This window comes from Caballeronia sp. LZ008, from assembly GCF_031451435.1.
In the GTDB taxonomy this organism is placed as follows: domain Bacteria; phylum Pseudomonadota; class Gammaproteobacteria; order Burkholderiales; family Burkholderiaceae; genus Caballeronia; species Caballeronia zhejiangensis.
Window position 1 is genome coordinate 34,200 of sequence record NZ_JARUXK010000006.1, and the last position, 17,074, is coordinate 51,273.

At 56.7% G+C, this 17,074-nt stretch carries 14 protein-coding genes; all 14 read left to right on the forward strand.

Annotated features, from left to right (window positions below; genetic code table 11):
* Positions 1-10: 10 nt before the first annotated feature.
* The gene (locus QCE49_RS32590; protein ID WP_250459332.1) at positions 11-1,507 is read left to right on the forward strand and encodes an MmgE/PrpD family protein; all 1,497 of its coding nucleotides are present in this window, start codon (positions 11-13) and stop codon (positions 1,505-1,507) included.
* A gap of 127 nt (positions 1,508-1,634) precedes the next feature.
* Positions 1,635-3,260, forward strand: coding sequence for a GMC family oxidoreductase N-terminal domain-containing protein (locus tag QCE49_RS32595; RefSeq protein WP_309806839.1), 1,626 nt, complete (start codon positions 1,635-1,637; stop codon positions 3,258-3,260).
* Positions 3,261-3,589: 329 nt separating this feature from the next.
* Entirely contained in the window at positions 3,590-4,891 is a 1,302-nt protein-coding gene (locus tag QCE49_RS32600; RefSeq protein ID WP_250459334.1) for an MFS transporter, read from the forward strand.
* A 649-nt stretch (positions 4,892-5,540) separates the two neighbouring features.
* Positions 5,541-6,680 (forward strand): ABC transporter substrate-binding protein, encoded by a 1,140-nt coding sequence (locus tag QCE49_RS32605; RefSeq protein ID WP_250459336.1) that lies wholly within the window; start codon positions 5,541-5,543, stop codon positions 6,678-6,680.
* 16 nt (positions 6,681-6,696) lie between these two features.
* Positions 6,697-7,551: a branched-chain amino acid ABC transporter permease gene (locus tag QCE49_RS32610; RefSeq protein WP_250459338.1), complete on the forward strand. Its 855-nt coding sequence runs from the start codon at positions 6,697-6,699 to the stop codon at positions 7,549-7,551.
* Positions 7,551-8,471 carry a branched-chain amino acid ABC transporter permease gene (locus QCE49_RS32615; protein ID WP_250459340.1) on the forward strand — a complete coding sequence of 307 codons (921 nt, stop codon included), beginning with the start codon at positions 7,551-7,553 and terminating at the stop codon, positions 8,469-8,471. The genes QCE49_RS32610 and QCE49_RS32615 overlap by 1 nt, the downstream gene beginning before the upstream one ends.
* Positions 8,471-9,229 (forward strand): ABC transporter ATP-binding protein, encoded by a 759-nt coding sequence (locus tag QCE49_RS32620; protein ID WP_250459342.1) that lies wholly within the window; start codon positions 8,471-8,473, stop codon positions 9,227-9,229. Before QCE49_RS32615 ends, QCE49_RS32620 begins: the two co-directional genes overlap by 1 nt.
* A complete protein-coding gene (locus QCE49_RS32625; RefSeq protein ID WP_309806841.1) occupies positions 9,222-9,938 on the forward strand; it encodes an ABC transporter ATP-binding protein in 717 nt (238 codons plus the stop codon). Before QCE49_RS32620 ends, QCE49_RS32625 begins: the two co-directional genes overlap by 8 nt.
* A gap of 103 nt (positions 9,939-10,041) precedes the next feature.
* Positions 10,042-10,794 (forward strand): SDR family NAD(P)-dependent oxidoreductase, encoded by a 753-nt coding sequence (locus tag QCE49_RS32630; RefSeq protein ID WP_250459344.1) that lies wholly within the window; start codon positions 10,042-10,044, stop codon positions 10,792-10,794.
* Positions 10,795-11,297: 503 nt separating this feature from the next.
* Entirely contained in the window at positions 11,298-11,942 is a 645-nt protein-coding gene (locus QCE49_RS32635; protein WP_250459435.1) for an aldolase, read from the forward strand.
* A 242-nt stretch (positions 11,943-12,184) separates the two neighbouring features.
* Positions 12,185-13,063, forward strand: coding sequence for a fumarylacetoacetate hydrolase family protein (locus QCE49_RS32640; RefSeq protein WP_250459346.1), 879 nt, complete (start codon positions 12,185-12,187; stop codon positions 13,061-13,063).
* Positions 13,064-13,283: 220 nt separating this feature from the next.
* Positions 13,284-13,475, forward strand: coding sequence for a hypothetical protein (locus QCE49_RS32645; protein WP_250459347.1), 192 nt, complete (start codon positions 13,284-13,286; stop codon positions 13,473-13,475).
* Positions 13,476-14,111: 636 nt separating this feature from the next.
* The gene (locus QCE49_RS32650; protein ID WP_250459348.1) at positions 14,112-15,653 is read left to right on the forward strand and encodes an ABC transporter substrate-binding protein; all 1,542 of its coding nucleotides are present in this window, start codon (positions 14,112-14,114) and stop codon (positions 15,651-15,653) included.
* A gap of 246 nt (positions 15,654-15,899) precedes the next feature.
* Positions 15,900-17,072: a porin gene (locus QCE49_RS32655; RefSeq protein ID WP_250459349.1), complete on the forward strand. Its 1,173-nt coding sequence runs from the start codon at positions 15,900-15,902 to the stop codon at positions 17,070-17,072.
* The last annotated feature ends 2 nt before the right edge of the window (positions 17,073-17,074 follow it).

Here is a 17,074-nt window from a genome sequence, read left to right on the forward strand (position 1 = left end):
CATTCGTCGCTTGTTGATTGGTAAATCTCCTATCAAACTGGACCTTGATCCGTTGCGTAGCTGGCCGAACGGCGCCCATGGCGCAATCGGACAGTCTTCAGTTCCTTGTTCCAACCCCACCATGTTCCCTGATTCTGACATTAGCCAAATATTCGCTGACCATGTCGCAAAGGCACGCTTCGACGATCTCTCGGAGGGGGCAGTTGAAGCGGCCAAGAAGTCGATTCTCGACACAGTCGGTGTGACACTTGCCGGCAGTGGTATGGAGCCGGCGGTGCGGGGAGTAGCTGAGGTGGTGCTCGAGGCGGGAGGGCGGCAGGAAGCTTCTGTGCTTGGTTTTGGTGGCAAGGTACCAGCGTCGTCGGCGGCCTTCGTCAATGGCGTCATGGCTCATTGTCTTGATTTCGATGATCAAACGCCTTGGGGGGCACACCCTGACAGTTCAGTTGTTGCGGCTGTTCTTGCCTTGGCCGAACGCAGAGGGAAGGTTTCAGGAAGAGATCTGATTACCAGCGTAGCGTTGGGACAGGATCTTTTTGTACGCTTGCGCTGCAATGTTGGGTGGCGGCAGGACTGGAACCTCTCGTCGGTAGTCGGTGCCTTTTCCAGCGCTGCAGCTGCTTCATATGTGCAAGGCTTACCGCGAGCGCAGATCGCTCATGCGCTAGGCATCGCTAGCATGCAGTCGAGTGGGACCATGCAGGTGATTTTCGGAATCGGGAGCGACCTACGCGGTATGTACGCAGGGTTCACGGCTCAGGGCGCCGTCACGTCGGTGCTACTCGCCCAGAAGGGCATCACAGGCATCGCTGAACTGTTTGAGGGGAAGGCTGGCATCTTCAACGTCTATTTCGACGGGAAATTCGAACGAGAAAAGATGCTGGAGGGCCTGGGCAAGGAGTATCTGGGCGCTTCAATGATGTACAAGGCCTGGCCGGCCGTTGGGAACGTTCATACCTACATCCATGCCACGATCGAGCTCATGAAAGAGCATGACCTTACGGCGAGCGATATCGAGCAAATTAAGGTCTTTGTCGGAGATTTTCATCAGCGCATGTGCTATCCGCTCGAACTGCGTCGCGCACCTGCAACCCTCGTTGATGCCAAGTTCAGCCTTCTATTCTGCGTAGCGCTGGCAGCCGTCCGCGGAAGAATCCGGGTCGCTGACTTCAGCGCTTCAGTTCTCATAGATCCCGACGTGCTCGCCATCGCGCAGAAAGTCGTGCCGGTTGAGGATAGCAGCCTCGACTGGAAAGTGAAGATTCCCGACGGCCGTATGGAGATCATTACTCGCGACGGTCGAAGGCTGGGGCGCGTAGGCGACAAAACACCTGGTAGCCCCGAAGCACCTTTGTCATGGGACGCAATCGTCGCAAAGTTCCGGGACTGTGCATCTGTTGCCGCCTGCCCTGTTGCGCCTGAGCAAATCGAGCAGGCACAAGAGATGGCACGCAACCTAGAGTCGCTGGATGATGCCGCGACATTCTGGGAAGCCTTCACGCGATAGTCAACGGCACCTCTGATCGCTCACGCTGAGAACGCGAAACGCACCGCGCTTTCTGTGAGGGGCCCCAGTGTTGACCGAATACCGCACCAACCGCTGAATAAAGCTTCACGCACGGATTAGATACAAAGTGAATCACACACACCAAGATTCGAACTTGTGGGACGACATCGTCGTAGGAGCAGGAAGCGCCGGCTGCGTGGTGGCTGCTCACCTCAGCGAGAATACCTCGAGACGCGTCCTCGTCCTGGAGGCCGGCCCTCCGGATGTGTGGCTCATGAAACCGTTCGGCCTTAGCTATTATCTTGACTTCGCGCGCTTCGAGTGGGGCTACTGGTCTCAGTCCGATTCCACTCGCAATATGCGAACCGACCATTGGAGGCGTGGACGCGTCGTCGGTGGCAGCGGCAGTATCAACGGCATGAACTATGTGCGCGGCGCGCGTGCCGATTACGACCGTTGGGCTGCCATGGGCAACGTCGGCTGGTCGGCCGATGACGTCATGCCCCTGTTCCGGGACATGGAGCGTTGCGAGCCCGGCTACCATTCGCCGCCTGATTACTCAATTCGTGGCGATTCTGGCCCGCTGCCCATTCGAGAGGTGCGGCACTGCCATCCACTCACGAAAGCCTTTCTCGAAGCTGCACAAGCCGCCGGAATTCCGCGCACACACGATTTCAATGGTGCGCAACAAGAAGGGGTTGGCTACGGACAATTCAACCAGCGCCGAGGAATGCGAGTGAGTTCTGCCGACGCGTGGCTCAAGCCGGCGTTGCAGCGCAAGAATCTTAAGTTGGTCACCGAGGCACTCGTACGAAAACTCTTGGTTAAGGACGGAAGGGTCACGGGCGTTACCTACGAGTGCAATGGCGTAAAGTGCGAGGCCCGAGCCGGCCGTGTCATCCTGTGCGGCGGAGCGATCAATACGCCGCAGTTACTGATGCTTTCGGGCATCGGCGACGGACAGCATCTGCAAGCGCACGGCATTGATGTTGTGTTGCATCAGCCAGGCGTTGGACAAAACTTGATGGAGCATCCCCTCATCAGGCCGACTTGGCGCGTGAAGCGGCCTAGCTACAGCCCCACGGGGAACTGGTTGCGAATGGCAGGCTTTGGGGCCAAGTTCTTGTTGACGGGACAAGGGCCGCTTGCCACGATCACCGAGGCCATGGGCTTCCTGAGGACCTCACCGTCGGAAGCCGTGCCGGATGTACATATGCTCTTCTCGGTCGCAGGCGCGGTGAACGATGACGAACTAAAGTTCTACAAGAGCCTGAAAGTGCTGCCATTTCCGTCGTTCTCAATGGTGCTCGACAAGAGCTATCCGTTGAGTCGTGGCGCCATTCGGCTGGCCAGCGCAGACCCTAAGGCGCCACCGCTAATTGAACCCAACCTTCTGGGAGATTATGGCGACGTGGAAACGTTGGTGAAAGCGATAGGACTTCTGCGTCGTATCGTCTCCAAGTCACCGTTGGCGGACATGGTGATCGAGGAGGTAGAACCGGGCCCGCACGTTACCTCCGAAGCGGCGTTAGTCGAGTACGTCAAGGCCCGCGCCGGGCTGGCGTACCACGCGTCCGGCACCTGCCGCATGGGAATCGACGAAAAGGCAGTAGTGACGCCGGACCTCAAGGTACGAGGACTTGAGAACCTCTGGATCGCCGATGCGTCGGTGATGCCCGACCTGATCAGTGGAAACATCAACGCGGCGTGCATGATGATCGGCGAAAAACTCGGCAGGCAGCTCAAAAACTGAATCGTCAACAACGTCAGCACGGCCGTCGGTATGGCTGTTGCGGGCCTGCGCTAGCTTTGGCATTTGCCCCATCTGCCGGAACATCGGGGCGACGGGGAAGATTTGTGCGACAAATTCGAAGTTGCTGAAGCAGAGGTCTGTCCGACGAGCTTCGACGGGTCGTTCGCCCAACTGAACCTGAGCGATCTGATGCGCATGGTAACAAAGGCGATTCATATCTTTTCCTGGCTGCCCACTGATTCGACAACCTTTGATCTCGGCAGATCTCGCCTCGAGATGTGCGTCCCCGATTAGACACTGGCCTTTACATATAAATATTGGAGACAGACATGAAGATCCTCGAAGACCCGCCGATTAGGAAGGCATTCTGGCGACTCATGCCACTACTTGTAATCTGCTACTTCGTCGCTTACCTCGATCGTGCGAACGTCGGCTTCGCGGCGGTTCATATGAGCCACGACATTGGATTAACGGCCTCGGCGTTCGGGTTTGGAGCGGGCCTTTTCTTCGTGACTTACTTCTTGCTCGAAGTACCATCCAATCTGCTGCTCGCAAGATATGGCGCACGCCGGTGGATTGCCCGAATCATGTTCACATGGGGAGCGATGTCTGGGGCGATGGCCTTCGTGACCAACGAAACGGGCTTCTATACGCTGCGTCTACTTCTGGGCGCTGCTGAAGCCGGATTCTTCCCCGGGATCACCTACTTCGTCACGCTCTGGTTCCCGGCCGCGTACCGCGCTCGGATTATGGCCTTCTTCCTATGCGCTGCGCCGATTTCGCTCTCTTTGGGAGGCCCTGTCTCGGGTGCGATCCTCGGGATGGATGGTCTTTTTGGCATACCTGGCTGGCGGTGGATGTTCTTTGTCGAAGCATTGCCAGCGCTCGTCCTTTCGCTGGTCGTTCTCCGATATTTGACGGATCGTCCCTCAGACGCGGCATGGCTTGCGCCAGACGAACAGGCTGAACTCGGCGAGCGTCTTGCCATCGATGCACGGCAATGCACGGCGGCAGAACACCGTAGCCTTTCACAAGCGCTTTTCAATTCTCGCGTATTACTCTTCGGCGTCGCCAACTTCGCAATTGTGGTAGCTGCGTATGGCGTGAGTTTTTTTCTTCCCAGGATCATCAAGGAGTTCGGCCTAAGCGATCTTCAGACCGGCTTCCTCTCGGCCGTACCGTATGCACTTGCTGCAGTCAGTCTGGTGTGGTGGGGAAAACGTTCCGACGCCAGATTGGAGCGGCGTTATCACGCCTTCGTTCCCATCGTGTTCGCGAGCATTGGGCTCGTCGCCGCTGCACTACTGTCCGATCCAACCGCACGAATGATTGCATTCAGCTGCGCAGCGATTGGTTGTTGGGCCGTTATGCCTGTGTTCTGGGCGTTATGTTTCGGAAACATTCCTAGTAGAAATGCCGCTGGCGCGATCGCTGTCATCAACGCGATTGCCAACTTAGGTGGCTTCACGGGTCCGTCCATTATGGGCTTTTTCCGGGACCACACTGGCGGCTTTCAAGTCGGCCTGCTCGTATTGGCCGGGGTGAATCTCCTAGCGGCGGCGATCGTGGTTCTAGTGGGAACACGGCGCACGCATGACGGCAGCGTGAAACCGAGGGTTGCTTCCTCCTAATGACAGTATTGAATCTGCTATGAGCAATGAGAGAGCGCCGACGGTAATGACAGAGAGTCGATTATTCTCCTTTGCTGCCTGACGGTCGTGTCTTAGCCTGATCGGGATGAGCATCGGCCCCTATCAACGGCGCGGTCCCGCTTAAGGCTCGCGGATATGTCACTCGGCCTCGGGCGATGTATTAGATTCCTTGCTCTCTAGTAAGAAACGTTGACTAACGCCACGGCGCGAAATACTGACGCGCCGACCGGATTGACAGGCCCTCATTGCTTACCGCGCTTGGGAAGTAGAAGTTGGGACAATCGGCGTGGCAGGTCAGGGAAACTTACCGAAGAGACAGGAAAAACGCCTGTACAACTAGGAACGCTTACGCGCAAACTAACTTGTGACAAGGTTCATGCATGAATAGATGGAGACAGGCGACGATGTCTAAACCAAGGGCGGAAAAGCCCACACCTTCACGATGACTCAGTTTGATCGTACTGGCTCGCGTATCCGGCCAACTGAATCATCACGTCAGTACCACCTCAAAGCAAATAGAGCTTGAGCCCAAAATAGGGCACGCGCGACTTATCTCCAAGAGAAACGGAGATTGTCGACTCGACCGCATTGAAATCGGAAAGACCAAGCCCCGACATCAGGAGACGTTATGGCTGTACGCATCGCCATGAGCGCGCTTGCTCTTGGCATCACTGCATTGACTGCCCTTTGCCCCGTCGCTCAGGCCGAATCAATCAAGATAGGAGTGGTCGGAGCACTTACTGGAGGCCCGGCCGAATATGGTCTCGCCGCAAGAGAGGGGGCACGAGCGGTTGCCGAGCAAATCAATGCGTCCGGCGGTATCGATATAAATGGCAAGAGATATATGGTTGAGGTTATCGCGTACGACGACCAGCAAAAGCCTGCACAAGCCATCTCAGCCTACATCCGCCTCGTGAACCTCGACGGGGTCAAATACATTCTGCTTCAAAGTTCGGCGTCGACCCTAGCGCTGAGACCTAATGCCGAACGGGACAAGGTCGTGCTACTTAGTGCAGCCTTTTCGCCGAAGATCATCGACGAGAGCACCAAATACACCTTTAGGATCTATCAGAACGGCTCCAATTTCGTGCCCTCTTTGATCTCTTGGATGAAAAGCAATCTGAAAGAGAGAACTGTGGTCTCCTTGAATCCGAATGATGAAACAGGGTGGGGGCAGTCGGACCTTACTACCAAGGTGTTCAAAGAGAACGGTTTCAACGTGCTCTCCGCCGAGCTATTCGAACGAGATCAGAAGGATTTTGCACCGGTTCTAACAAAGCTGATCGCGATGAAACCGGAACTCATGGACTTTGGATCGACGCCGCCTGCCACAGCAGGGCTCATTGTGCGTCAGGCTCGTGAGCTCGGGTTCACTGGCAGATTCGTTCAGACTGGTGGACCGGGGTGGAAAGCGGTCGTTGCCGCTTCCGGAACAAAAGCGACGGAGGGAATGGTCACCGTACTGTACGCTGATCCGAGAAACGACGCGTACCTGAATCTGGCGAAGACATATAAAGGCAAGGTGGGGCAGGACCCGAACGAAATCCTTGTAACTTTCTACGATGCGACTCGAGTCCTGGTGAAGGCCATGCAGACATCGGGGGACCCAGACGACACGACGAAGGTAGCGGCAGCTTTCTCGAAGGCGCTTCCCATGACGTCCTTGCAGGGAGACACGCTCACGCTCGGACATCAACAAATCATGACTGTGGACTACGTCGGCGTTATCAAGGATGGCACGCCGGTTGTAGCAGGAAAGTTACAGTGAATCGGAGACAAGCACTGTGATTACACAAATTGTCATCAATGGAATGCTTTCGGGCCTGATGTACGTCGTGATGGCTCTGGGATTCACACTGATTTTCGGCATCATGCGCATCGTGAACTTTGCGCATGGTGAATTTTATATGGCGGGAGCGGTCCTGGTGATGCTGCTGTTCGGCCATCTCGGCTGGCCGTTTCTCCCCGCAGTGTGTGTTGCAGGTTTATTGAGTGGCCTGATCGGCGTTGTCTGCGAGAAGGTCCTATTTCGCCGGCTGGTCGGCGCGGAATTGCCCGGGATGCTGATGTCGCTGGCAATCTCGATCATTATCCAGTCAATTGCCTTGCTCGCGTTCGGCCCGGCTGAAGAAAGCATGCGGCGACCATTCAGCGGTACATGGCGCCTGTTCGGAGCGGTCGCACCTTGGGATCGAACGGTAGTCGCGATTGGAGCCGTGATTATCCTGGTCGGATTTTACGGCTTTCTCAAACTGTCCCGATACGGAGTGGCGATGCAGGCGGTGGCCCAGGACCGTGAAACGTCAAGTCTCATGGGCGTTGAATCTGGGGCGATCTACGCGATGTCCTTCGGTATTGCATGCATGCTGGCGGGCTTGGCAGGGGCTCTGATGGCGCCTGTTTATACGGTCGGCCCATACATGGGCGGATTGCCGATGCTCAAGGCCTTTGTGGTGGTCATCCTCGGCGGCCTCGGAAGCGTTCCAGGGGCAGTGCTCGGCGGGCTCGTTCTCGGTCTCAGTGAGTCCGCGCTCGCGACCACGCTGGGATCGACGATCGCGCTTATTGCGTCATTCGTGATCGTCCTAGCGGTTATTGTGGTTCGTCCGTCAGGGCTGCTCGGCCGGAGGGTAGTGTAATGCGAAAGTTTATATTGCTCGCCATACTGGTTGCTGCAGCTGTCGCACCATGGATCATTGGAGGTCGGTACATCCTTCACATCGCCACGATGGTGGTCTTGACGATTCCGCTAGCCCTGAGCGTCAATTTAACGCTCAAGCTTGACCAGCTTTCGCTCGCTCAGCCTGCATTCATGGGGGTTGGAGCGTATGCCAGTGCTCTTCTTACGATGCGTCTCGGCGTGCCTCCAGTGTTGGCCCTGCTGTCGGGAGGATTGCTAGCCATCATTATCTCGCTGGTTTTTGGGCCGATCTTCCTGCGTATCAAAGGGGTCTACTTCGTACTTCTGACATACGCGTTCAGCCAGGTCGTCAATCTCATCTTCCAGGAGTGGACCTCGCTGTTTGGCGGGAACAATGGGCTCTACGGGATTCCCCGGTTTTCAATTCTCGGGTGGTCATTCGACTCGATAGCGAGCTACTACGCGCTTGGGCTGGTGGTGGCTGCGATCTTTTTCGTTGCGATGTTGGCGGTCGAAAGATCTGATATGGGAGCGATCTTCGGGGCATTGAATGAGGACGAGAGCTTCTGTCGTTCCATTGGTTCCAATGCACACAGCTGGCGCGTAGCCGCGTTCGTCATGAGCTCGTTCATGGCAGCGATAGCCGGCGGCCTCTATGCGTTTTATATCGGCTTCATTTCACCAGACGTATTCGGATTCCAGGCAACAATCGATCTCATCGTCATGAATGTGGTGGGTGGGTCAGGAGTAGTTCTGGGACCTGTCCTCGGCGCTTTGGTCATTGTTCCGCTTCTCGAACTTCTGCGCGAGGCGAAAGAATACCAACTGCTCGTCTACGGCTTCTGCCTGATATTTTTCGTTCTTTTCTTTAGGCAAGGAATCGTCTCACTCTTCGTTCGACGTCGTGGAGCCGCTTAATGAGTTACATGCTGGAAGTAAAAGGGCTTTCGAAGCGTTTCGGTGGTCTCGTGGCGAGCTCGAATATCAATTTTTCGGTGGAGACCGGGGAGATCTTTGGTGTCATCGGCCCCAACGGCGCAGGGAAGACGACCCTGTTTAACGTTATCGCCGGGCACTATCGCCCATCGGCGGGATCAATCGTATTCGAGGGCCGAGAGATTTCGGGGCGTACCAGCAATCAGATTGGCCGTATCGGCATAGCGCGGACCTTCCAGGCCGTTCATCTATTCAGAAGCGAATCCGTCGCTGAGAACCTCCGACGAGCGGCGGTGATTTCCCGCCGGCACAGTCCTCTTGCCTACTTCACTGCTTCATCTGAAGGCATCCAGGCAAAGCTGGACGCAGTTTCACAGTTCTTGGGATTCGAGGGCTTTCTGCGAAGCGTCGCCGGTTCGCTGCCGTACGGTCATCAGAAGATGCTCGGTGTGGGAATGGCTTTGATGACTTCCCCGAAACTGCTTTTAATGGATGAACCGGTCGCTGGCCTTAACCCGTCCGAAAAGAAAGAGGCGGCCAGCACGATCAGACGGATTCGGGATGAACTTGGTGTGACCATCCTGCTAGTAGAGCACGATATGCCGCTAGTGATGGGCATCTGCGACCGCATTATGGTTATTAATCAAGGAAAGCCCTTGGCCCTCGGTTGCCCCGAAACTATAAAAAGCGACGCGTCAGTAATCGAAGCTTATCTCGGAGAAGACTATGAGTTTGCTTGAGATCGAGGACCTCAGCGTCGATTACGGTGGGGTGCATGCTCTACGCGGCGTGTCTGTTCAGATTCCAGAGAGGAGCGTCGTCGCGATCGTCGGTGCAAATGGCGCGGGGAAGTCGACTTTTTTAAGGACAGTGGCAGGACTTGTCACGCCTTCAGCCGGGCAGATCAGGATGGAGGGGCTATGCATCGAACGGCTGCCTACTCATGAGCGTCTCGAGCGGGGTATTGTGCTTTGTCCAGAGGGACGTCGTCTATTCCCAAGCTTAACGGTCCTTGAGAACCTGCGGATGGGCGCCTTTCGTGTCAGCGACCGTCGGCACTTTCGCGAACGTCTGGATTTCGCATTCAGTCTCTTTCCGCGCGTCGCTGAGCGTCAGAAGCAGATTGCGTCGAGCCTTTCGGGGGGCGAACAGCAGATGGTTGCCATTGCTCGCAGTTTGATGAGCCGACCTAGGATTTTAATGCTCGACGAGCCGACGCTCGGACTCGCGCCGAAACTTGTCGTCGAAGTCGGACGTCTGGTTCAGACCATCAATAAGGAAGGTATCACTGTGGTCCTCGTTGAACAGAATGCCAAGCTAGCGTTGCGCGTGTCGGACGAGGCATTCGTTCTTGAGACCGGCTCCGTGGTCCTCGCGGGCAAGAGCTCAGCGCTTCTTGAGAGCGATGAGGTTCAGAACGCATATCTTGGCGGCACCGTCGCTGTATAAACGACGGCCCTTGAGCCAAACCTACGTTAGCGTGAGTCCAGCGTACCGGCTCGTTTGACCGAATCCAAACGCATACTTTCTAGGGGAAACAATGGAACAGAGCATGACGCAGCAAGACGACCCACGGACCCACATTCCTTCGGACCGCCTCCGCGGCCGAAACATCGTGATAACCGGAGCGGCATCGGGTATCGCACGGGCGACAGCTCGGGTTTTCGCGGCCGAAGGTGCGTCTCTAACTTTGCTCGACCTTGATGCAGTCGGCCTGGCCAAGACCGCCGACGAGACTGGTGGGCATCCGTTTACGGTTGATATTCGTGACGAGAATGCAGTCGACGAGGCTGTGCGACTGGGCGCAACCGCGATGGGTGGCATCGATGGCGTGATCAATGCTGCGGGCATCATGCTGCGTGGGGCTGTACTCGATGTACCCGTTGAGACTTGGAGGCGCGTCCTCGACGTTAACGTCACCGGCATGTATATCGTCGTGCGCAGTTGCCTGCCTTGGCTTCGCCAGCAGCCGAGCGCCACGATCGTAAACATTGCGTCCGCGCAGGGTTTGTTGCCCAACTCGCCGGAATACACGGCCTACGCTGCATCGAAAGGTGCGGTAATTAACTTGACTCGTGCACTCGCCGCGGAGCTCGCTCCGGACATTCGCGTCAACAGTATTTGCCCTGGCATGGTCGACACTCCGATGGCAGACGGTGTAAGAGCAAACATCTCGAACTATGCCCTGAAGCGGCTCGCCGATCCCGTAGAGATTGCGAAGGCGCTCCTGTTCCTAACTTCGTCTGACTCTTCGTACGTGACAGGCGCAGCCCTGGCAACGGACGGCGGGCGGTCGTTCCACTAAAAAGAATCCGTCCGCGTACGAGCGCCAACTCGGCTTCCGCGCTTGTCGCCGCGCCATCTTTAGGCAACGGGCGACTCGGTTGTTAAACGAGTGGCTTACCCTAGTCGCAACCCCGACATTAGACACTTAGGACGTAACGATGACTTCTCCAGACCTTGGTCAGACAGACGGCACCGCACACCCTACGGACATTGGCAAAACTCGAGAATCGCATACCAAGTTGTATCGGTCGATTCTGCAAGAGCCGACTGCCTTCCTGGTGAGCAGTGTGAACGACCGCCCCGACCTGGCGACAGTAGCTATCTTGGGATACAACTGACGCAAGCGCATTTTTCAATACCAACGAGTTAGCCTTACGTGGTTGCGCGGCGTATCCGGAGTGACCCAAGCGCACGCGCGACCCAAGTCGTCGGTGCAACGACGCCATGCGCTGCCTTTTTGGAATGAATCTGGCAAGGCTCCAACACTGGTCGTTTCTCAAACATAGGTTGAAGACCCTCAACATGGTATCGAACAGCGAAAACCGCATCCGCGAGGAAATCTGCATTACCGGAAAGAGCCTTTATGAACGTCGTTACACGGTTGGTAGCGCGGGAAACATCAGCGCACGGATCGACGACGGATGGCTCATTACGCCGACTGACGCGTGCCTCGGGCGGCTAGATCCTGCGCAGATTGCGAAAGTCGACGCGCAGGGGAATCACGTGTCGGGCGGGCGGCCATCCAAAACCTTAGCGCTGCATCGACGGATCTATGAAAACAATGCGGAAGCGCACGGTGTCGTGCATACGCATTCGACTCATCTCGTGGCATTGACGCTTGCCGGAGTATGGACGAAAAACGATGTGTTGCCGCCGATCACACCATACTACCTAATGAAAGTCGGCCACGTGCCGCTGATTTCCTACCGGCGTCCGGGTGATGCCACGGTCGCCGAGGAAGTAGCGGCGCTCGCGTCCAAAGTACGCGCCGTCTTGCTGGAGCGGCTCGGCCCGGTGGTCTGGGAAAAATCGGTGTCGCAGGCGTCATATGCGCTGGAGGAACTAGAAGAAACGGCGCAGCTCTATCTCGCGGCAATGCCACGCCCCGAGCCCCTGCCGGATGAAGCCATTGAGGAACTTCGCACAACTTTCGGCGCTCGTTGGTAAAAGCGCCGGGAGCACAGTACGCCGCTGTCCTTGGCACTGAACATCCGCTCGCGATCCCCTAACCTGTCCCTCCTGATCAGTCATACGAGTAGCTTGGAGAGAATGCGTGCGTCGTGCAAAACGCGGACGTTTGCACCATCGTTGCTTTACATGAAGGTGAAGTCTCATATCGAATTCTGGGCTTTCGATCGCTTTGTGGTGTCACGTCAACTTTCCCCGGAATTAGATCCGGCATCAAATTGATGAAACTCATTACCTTCGAACATTGCGGCGCCCGTCGAATCGGCGCTTTGAAAGACGAACAAGTTGTCGACGTAACCGACGTGGTCGGTACGGCAGACATGAACGTTCTGATCGAGCGACACGAAACGTTACGAGACACTCTGGTGAACACCGTGGAGCGAGGCGTAACTGTAGCGACGCTCGCGGAGACAACGCTTCTCGCACCACTGCCTGCGCCAAAGCGGAACATCTTCTGCGTCGGCAAAAACTATCACGAGCACGCACGGGAGTTCGCCAACAGCGGCTTTGACTCAAGCGCCGCGCAAGGTGATGTACCGCCAGCGCCGATTATCTTCTCAAAGCCGCCGAGTTCGGTGATTGGCCCTGGCGCGTCCATCGACTCATCCCTCGACCCGATGAACTCGGTTGATTACGAGGGGGAGTTGGCTGTCATTATTGGCAAGGCCGGGCGTTGTCGCGAATTCGACGACCCTTGGTCCTTCGTTTTCGGCTACACGCTGGTCAATGACGTCACTTCACGCGGTCTGCAGAAGCAGCATAGTCAATGGCTTCTTGGAAAAGGTATCGATACTTTCTGCCCGATGGGGCCAGTCATTCTGACCGCCGAAGCTGTCGGCGATGTTCGCGCCTTCGAGATCCGCTGTGAGGTGAACGGTGAGGTTCGTCAAAAAGCTAGTCTTTCTGCGCTGATCTTCGATATCCCAGCGCTAGTGAGAACAATCGGCCGCTCAATTTCTTTTGTCCCGGGCGATGTCATCGCAACGGGCACGCCAGCCGGAGTAGGGCTCGGTTTCACTCCGCCGAAATATCTGAACCCGGGCGATCACGTAAGCGTGTCGATTGACGAGATCGGCATGCTCGAGAATCCGGTCGTATAGACGGGAACCTTCAGCTCTCGACGCCGGGCGTAGAATCCTTTAAGGGTGATGCTCACTCGGGCCTGAGTGCGCTGCTTGCCTGCGGAGGCTCCAGACCGTCACGCCGCTCCTGGGTATGCCTTTCAGCGCGAAACAAGGGCGCTAAGAAGAGTACCGACGAGCATCTCAGTTCTATACCAAGGCTTCTTTTCGTCTAGCCGATTCCGTCAGCTGCGTCGCGATGGGCCGCTACGATCTTCTGACCGCGAGAGTCGGTTTTAAGGTCGCGCCCGCTTTCATTGCGGCCGGAGCCGACTATCGCTGCGGTCCGGCGTTTCATGAGAAGGCTGCTTATAGCAGCACTTCACGCGATTTGAAGGCGTGCGGCAAGGACGCGCTGGACGAGGTCGGTACCGCACTCGTGAACGTGTAGGATCCCGTCTTCATTTGCAACGTGGACGCGCAAATGCTCGCGCGAACCGGTATGGCGAGGTGGCGGAGTGCGTGCTGGATGCGGCAGGAGCGCGTTGCTGGCCGGGCTGCAGTACGAGTGCGATGACGCGGGCGTCTAAATCGACGAAGCCCATAGGGCGTTTCTACCCGGACCTGTGCGTGCTGCAGCCGCACGGGGCCGGAAGGCACAGCGCGTCTTGGAATAACCGAATCGCGACGCGAGAAGCTGCGGCTCGGAGCACGACTCAGAAATAACTCCGCCCGTATCACCCTTCCTCGGCGGATGACATCGCGCCGCTCCGGCGCGGGATCGCAAGGCGGCTGCACATCGAGCAGTCTCGCGGCCGGACGTAGCCGTCTTGCTGAAGGAAGTCCCGATCCCCTAGGGCAGGCAGCATCGCAATCGGTCCTGCAAGCCGCAAAATTTCCTTTCGTTTCGTTTTGCCATGCTCCTTGGTGCGGCTAGGACCGCACATACCCCATAACTCCCGTCGGGCGCGGTCTCGACATCAGCGAACCAAGGACAACCACTTATTTTTTTCCGCTTGCTTGTCAGACAGAATACGATCATTCTACATGCAATCAGATAGCCATTCACCTTCAGGAGCTTGTCGAGATGCGCCGTCGTTCCTTTCTGGCAGCCACGGGTGCTGCCACCGCCGGTTTTTGGTTTGGCCAAACAGGGCATGCTGCTGTCGACACGACGACCAAGCCCATGAGCGGCGGGACTCTGCGCGTCGCATTTACATCGGACACGAAGACGCTCGATCCGACCTTCTCGGTCAACTTTTCTGAGCGTCAGCCGCTCTATCTCATTTACAACACGCTAACATCGATTAATGCGGATGCTTCCATCGGTCCAGAATTGGCTGAACGGTGGGATGTGCTGGAGAACGGCAAACGGATCGTGTTGCATCTGAGAAAGGGCGTAACTTTCCACGACGGCACACCGTTTGATGCGGCAGCAGTCAAATTCAACCTGGACCAGCGGCTGGACCCGGCGATCGGGTCGCCTTTGCGCCCTCAGCTGGCGCTGATCCTAGATAATGTCCAGGTCAATGATCCGCAAACGGTCACGCTTCAGCTAAAGTCGCCAAGTCCAGCGCTGCTCGGCATGCTTGCCCAGCGGGAGGGTTTCATTGCGTCGCCGACGGCGGTAAAGAAGTTCGGCAAGGACTTCGCGACCCATCCAGTCGGAACCGGTCCGTTTATCTTCAAAGAGTGGATACCCGGAAATTCGCTGACAGTCGATAAAAACCCGCAGTATTGGGAGGCGGGCAAGCCTTATCTCGATCGGGTGGTGTTCAGCGACACCTCGAACCCTATCGTCGCCATGCAACGGTTGCGCACCGGCGAGGTCGACTACATCTCCGCGCTGTCGCCGATCGACATTCGGCCGATTGAGAAGCAGCCGGGCATTGTCCTCGATCCTGGCCCCGCGAGCCGATGGTACGCATTGCAGTGGCAAATCGACCGTCCGCCATTCAACAACCCCCTAGTTCGTCAGGCGGTGGCGCATGCAGTCGACCGCAAGCGTATGGTCGATATTCTGATGAGCGGGAAGGTCCCGATTTCCGACTCGATCGCTCCCCCGGGTGCATGGTGGTACGACCCCTCCGTAAAGTCCTACCCATTTGATCCGGCCAAAGCCAAAGCCCTGCTTGCCCAAGCAGGCGTCAGTAATCTGTCGGTTACCCTTTCGACACCACAGATTATGTTGATGCAGCAGATCAACCAACTGGTGCAGGAACAGTTGAAGGCGGTGGGAATTGCAGTGCGGCTTGATCCAATTGCACAAAGCGATTGGTATCCGCGGCTGTCCCAAGGTCTCATCAACTTCAGCCCTATTCGGTGGGCACAGCGCCCGGATCCGGATGGGCTTTTACCTCTTCTGTTTGGCAGCACGGGTGCGCAGAATACAACCAAGTATCGCAATCCTGAGGTCGACAATCTGTTGGACCAAGCGAGAAACACATCTGACACGGCGCAGCGAAAAAAGCTTTATGGACAGATTGAAACGATCGTCACTCGCGACCTGCCATACGTGCCTCTGTTTTTCTCCATCGAATATGCCGCGATGCGTAATAACGTCCATAACCACGTTTGGCTCCCTGATGAAATTCCGCGCTTCCGTAACATGTGGAAGTCGCAGGGCTGATGTACTGATCTCCTGGTTGTGCAACGGCGCACGACATAAGCTGCCGTTGCTGTAATAGCAAGAGGCGGAAACCCGGTGTTGTAAGCCGGTGCGCATTCCGTCCTCCGGCGTGCACATATCCCTTATGAGGTCCTCCGCTGCGGGGAGGCGTCGGCGCGCCTGCGAGCCAAGTAGTTGTACTAACAATGTGCCAAAGGCCGTGACTACATCAACGGTCCGAGGCTCTTCCTAACTGGTGAGGAGAAGATGAAAAAAATTGCTTTGTCAGTCCTATTGGTAGCGGGAACTTCGGGTGTCGCGGTGGCGCAGAGCAGTGTAACGCTGTACGGCATCGTCGATGAGGGGCTGTTGTTTAACAATAACGCCCGAACCGGTCAGCAATATGCACTTGTCAGCGGCAGTATGTCCGGCAGCCGATGGGGCCTGCGCGGGGCGGAAGACCTCGGAAGTGGGGTGGCCGCTATCTTCACGATTGAGGGCGGGTTTAATGCGTCGACAGGCGCGCTGGGGCAGAACGGCGACATCTTTGGTCGTCAAGCCTTCGTCGGTCTCTCAGCACCCAACTGGGGGACCGTAACGCTTGGACGTCACTATCCAACTGGTTACGACTATGTCGGTAGCATGACGGCGGCAGGGCAGTGGGCGCTGGGCGGTGCCGGGTTTGGGGCCCACCCGGCCGATCTCGACAACCTGGATGGCACCTATCGCGTGAACAACTCGGTCAAGTACAAATCGGCGAACTTCGGCGGCTTCTCGTTTGGTGGTACCTATTCATTCGGCGGTGTCGCAGGCGATTTCTCCCGCAATCAGATCTACTCGGTGGCAGCCGGCTACAACATGGGGCCGTTCTCGATCGCTGCGGAATACACGAAGGTCAACAATCCAAACTTCTCATTGTGGGGAAACAAAGCGAATGACAGTGCCACAGGCTCGAACATGTCGGGTCCGGTAATTTCGGGGCTTTCGACAGCAGGTTCACAGGACGTCGCAGCAGTTGGAGCGACATACAAGTTGGGCGACGGCTCCATCGGTGTCGTGTACAGCCACACCTCTTTCGACGACCTAGGGAGCACTGCAGTGGCCGGCGCCTCAAACGCTCTTCGCGGCACTGAGGTATTCAATGTTGTCGAAGCAAACGGAAGGTACTTGCTTACCCCCGCGCTGCAAGTTGGCATTTCGTATGCGTACACAGCCGCTGGAAGCCTCCGAGGTTTATCAGGCGCGCGGTATCACCAAGTCAACTTGGGCTTCGACTACAACGTTTCGAAGCGGACCGACTTTTATCTGGTGGGAATCTATCAGCAAGCGTCTGGACATGATTCGACGGGTGCGCCTGCTGTGGCGCAGATTGCCTTTGCCACTCAGTCTTCCACGAATCGGCAGGTGGTCGCCGTTGGCGGAATCCGACACCGGTTCTAAGT

Coding starts and splice junctions, on each gene's coding strand:
- QCE49_RS32600 (WP_250459334.1), top strand. CDS start 3,590: ATGAAGATCCTCGAAGACCCGCCGATTAGGAAGGCATTCTGGCGACTC.
- QCE49_RS32605 (WP_250459336.1), top strand. CDS start 5,541: ATGGCTGTACGCATCGCCATGAGCGCGCTTGCTCTTGGCATCACTGCA.
- QCE49_RS32615 (WP_250459340.1), top strand. CDS start 7,551: ATGCGAAAGTTTATATTGCTCGCCATACTGGTTGCTGCAGCTGTCGCA.
- QCE49_RS32620 (WP_250459342.1), top strand. CDS start 8,471: ATGAGTTACATGCTGGAAGTAAAAGGGCTTTCGAAGCGTTTCGGTGGT.
- QCE49_RS32630 (WP_250459344.1), top strand. CDS start 10,042: ATGACGCAGCAAGACGACCCACGGACCCACATTCCTTCGGACCGCCTC.
- QCE49_RS32635 (WP_250459435.1), top strand. CDS start 11,298: ATGGTATCGAACAGCGAAAACCGCATCCGCGAGGAAATCTGCATTACC.
- QCE49_RS32640 (WP_250459346.1), top strand. CDS start 12,185: ATGAAACTCATTACCTTCGAACATTGCGGCGCCCGTCGAATCGGCGCT.
- QCE49_RS32645 (WP_250459347.1), top strand. CDS start 13,284: ATGGGCCGCTACGATCTTCTGACCGCGAGAGTCGGTTTTAAGGTCGCG.
- QCE49_RS32650 (WP_250459348.1), top strand. CDS start 14,112: ATGCGCCGTCGTTCCTTTCTGGCAGCCACGGGTGCTGCCACCGCCGGT.
- QCE49_RS32655 (WP_250459349.1), top strand. CDS start 15,900: ATGAAAAAAATTGCTTTGTCAGTCCTATTGGTAGCGGGAACTTCGGGT.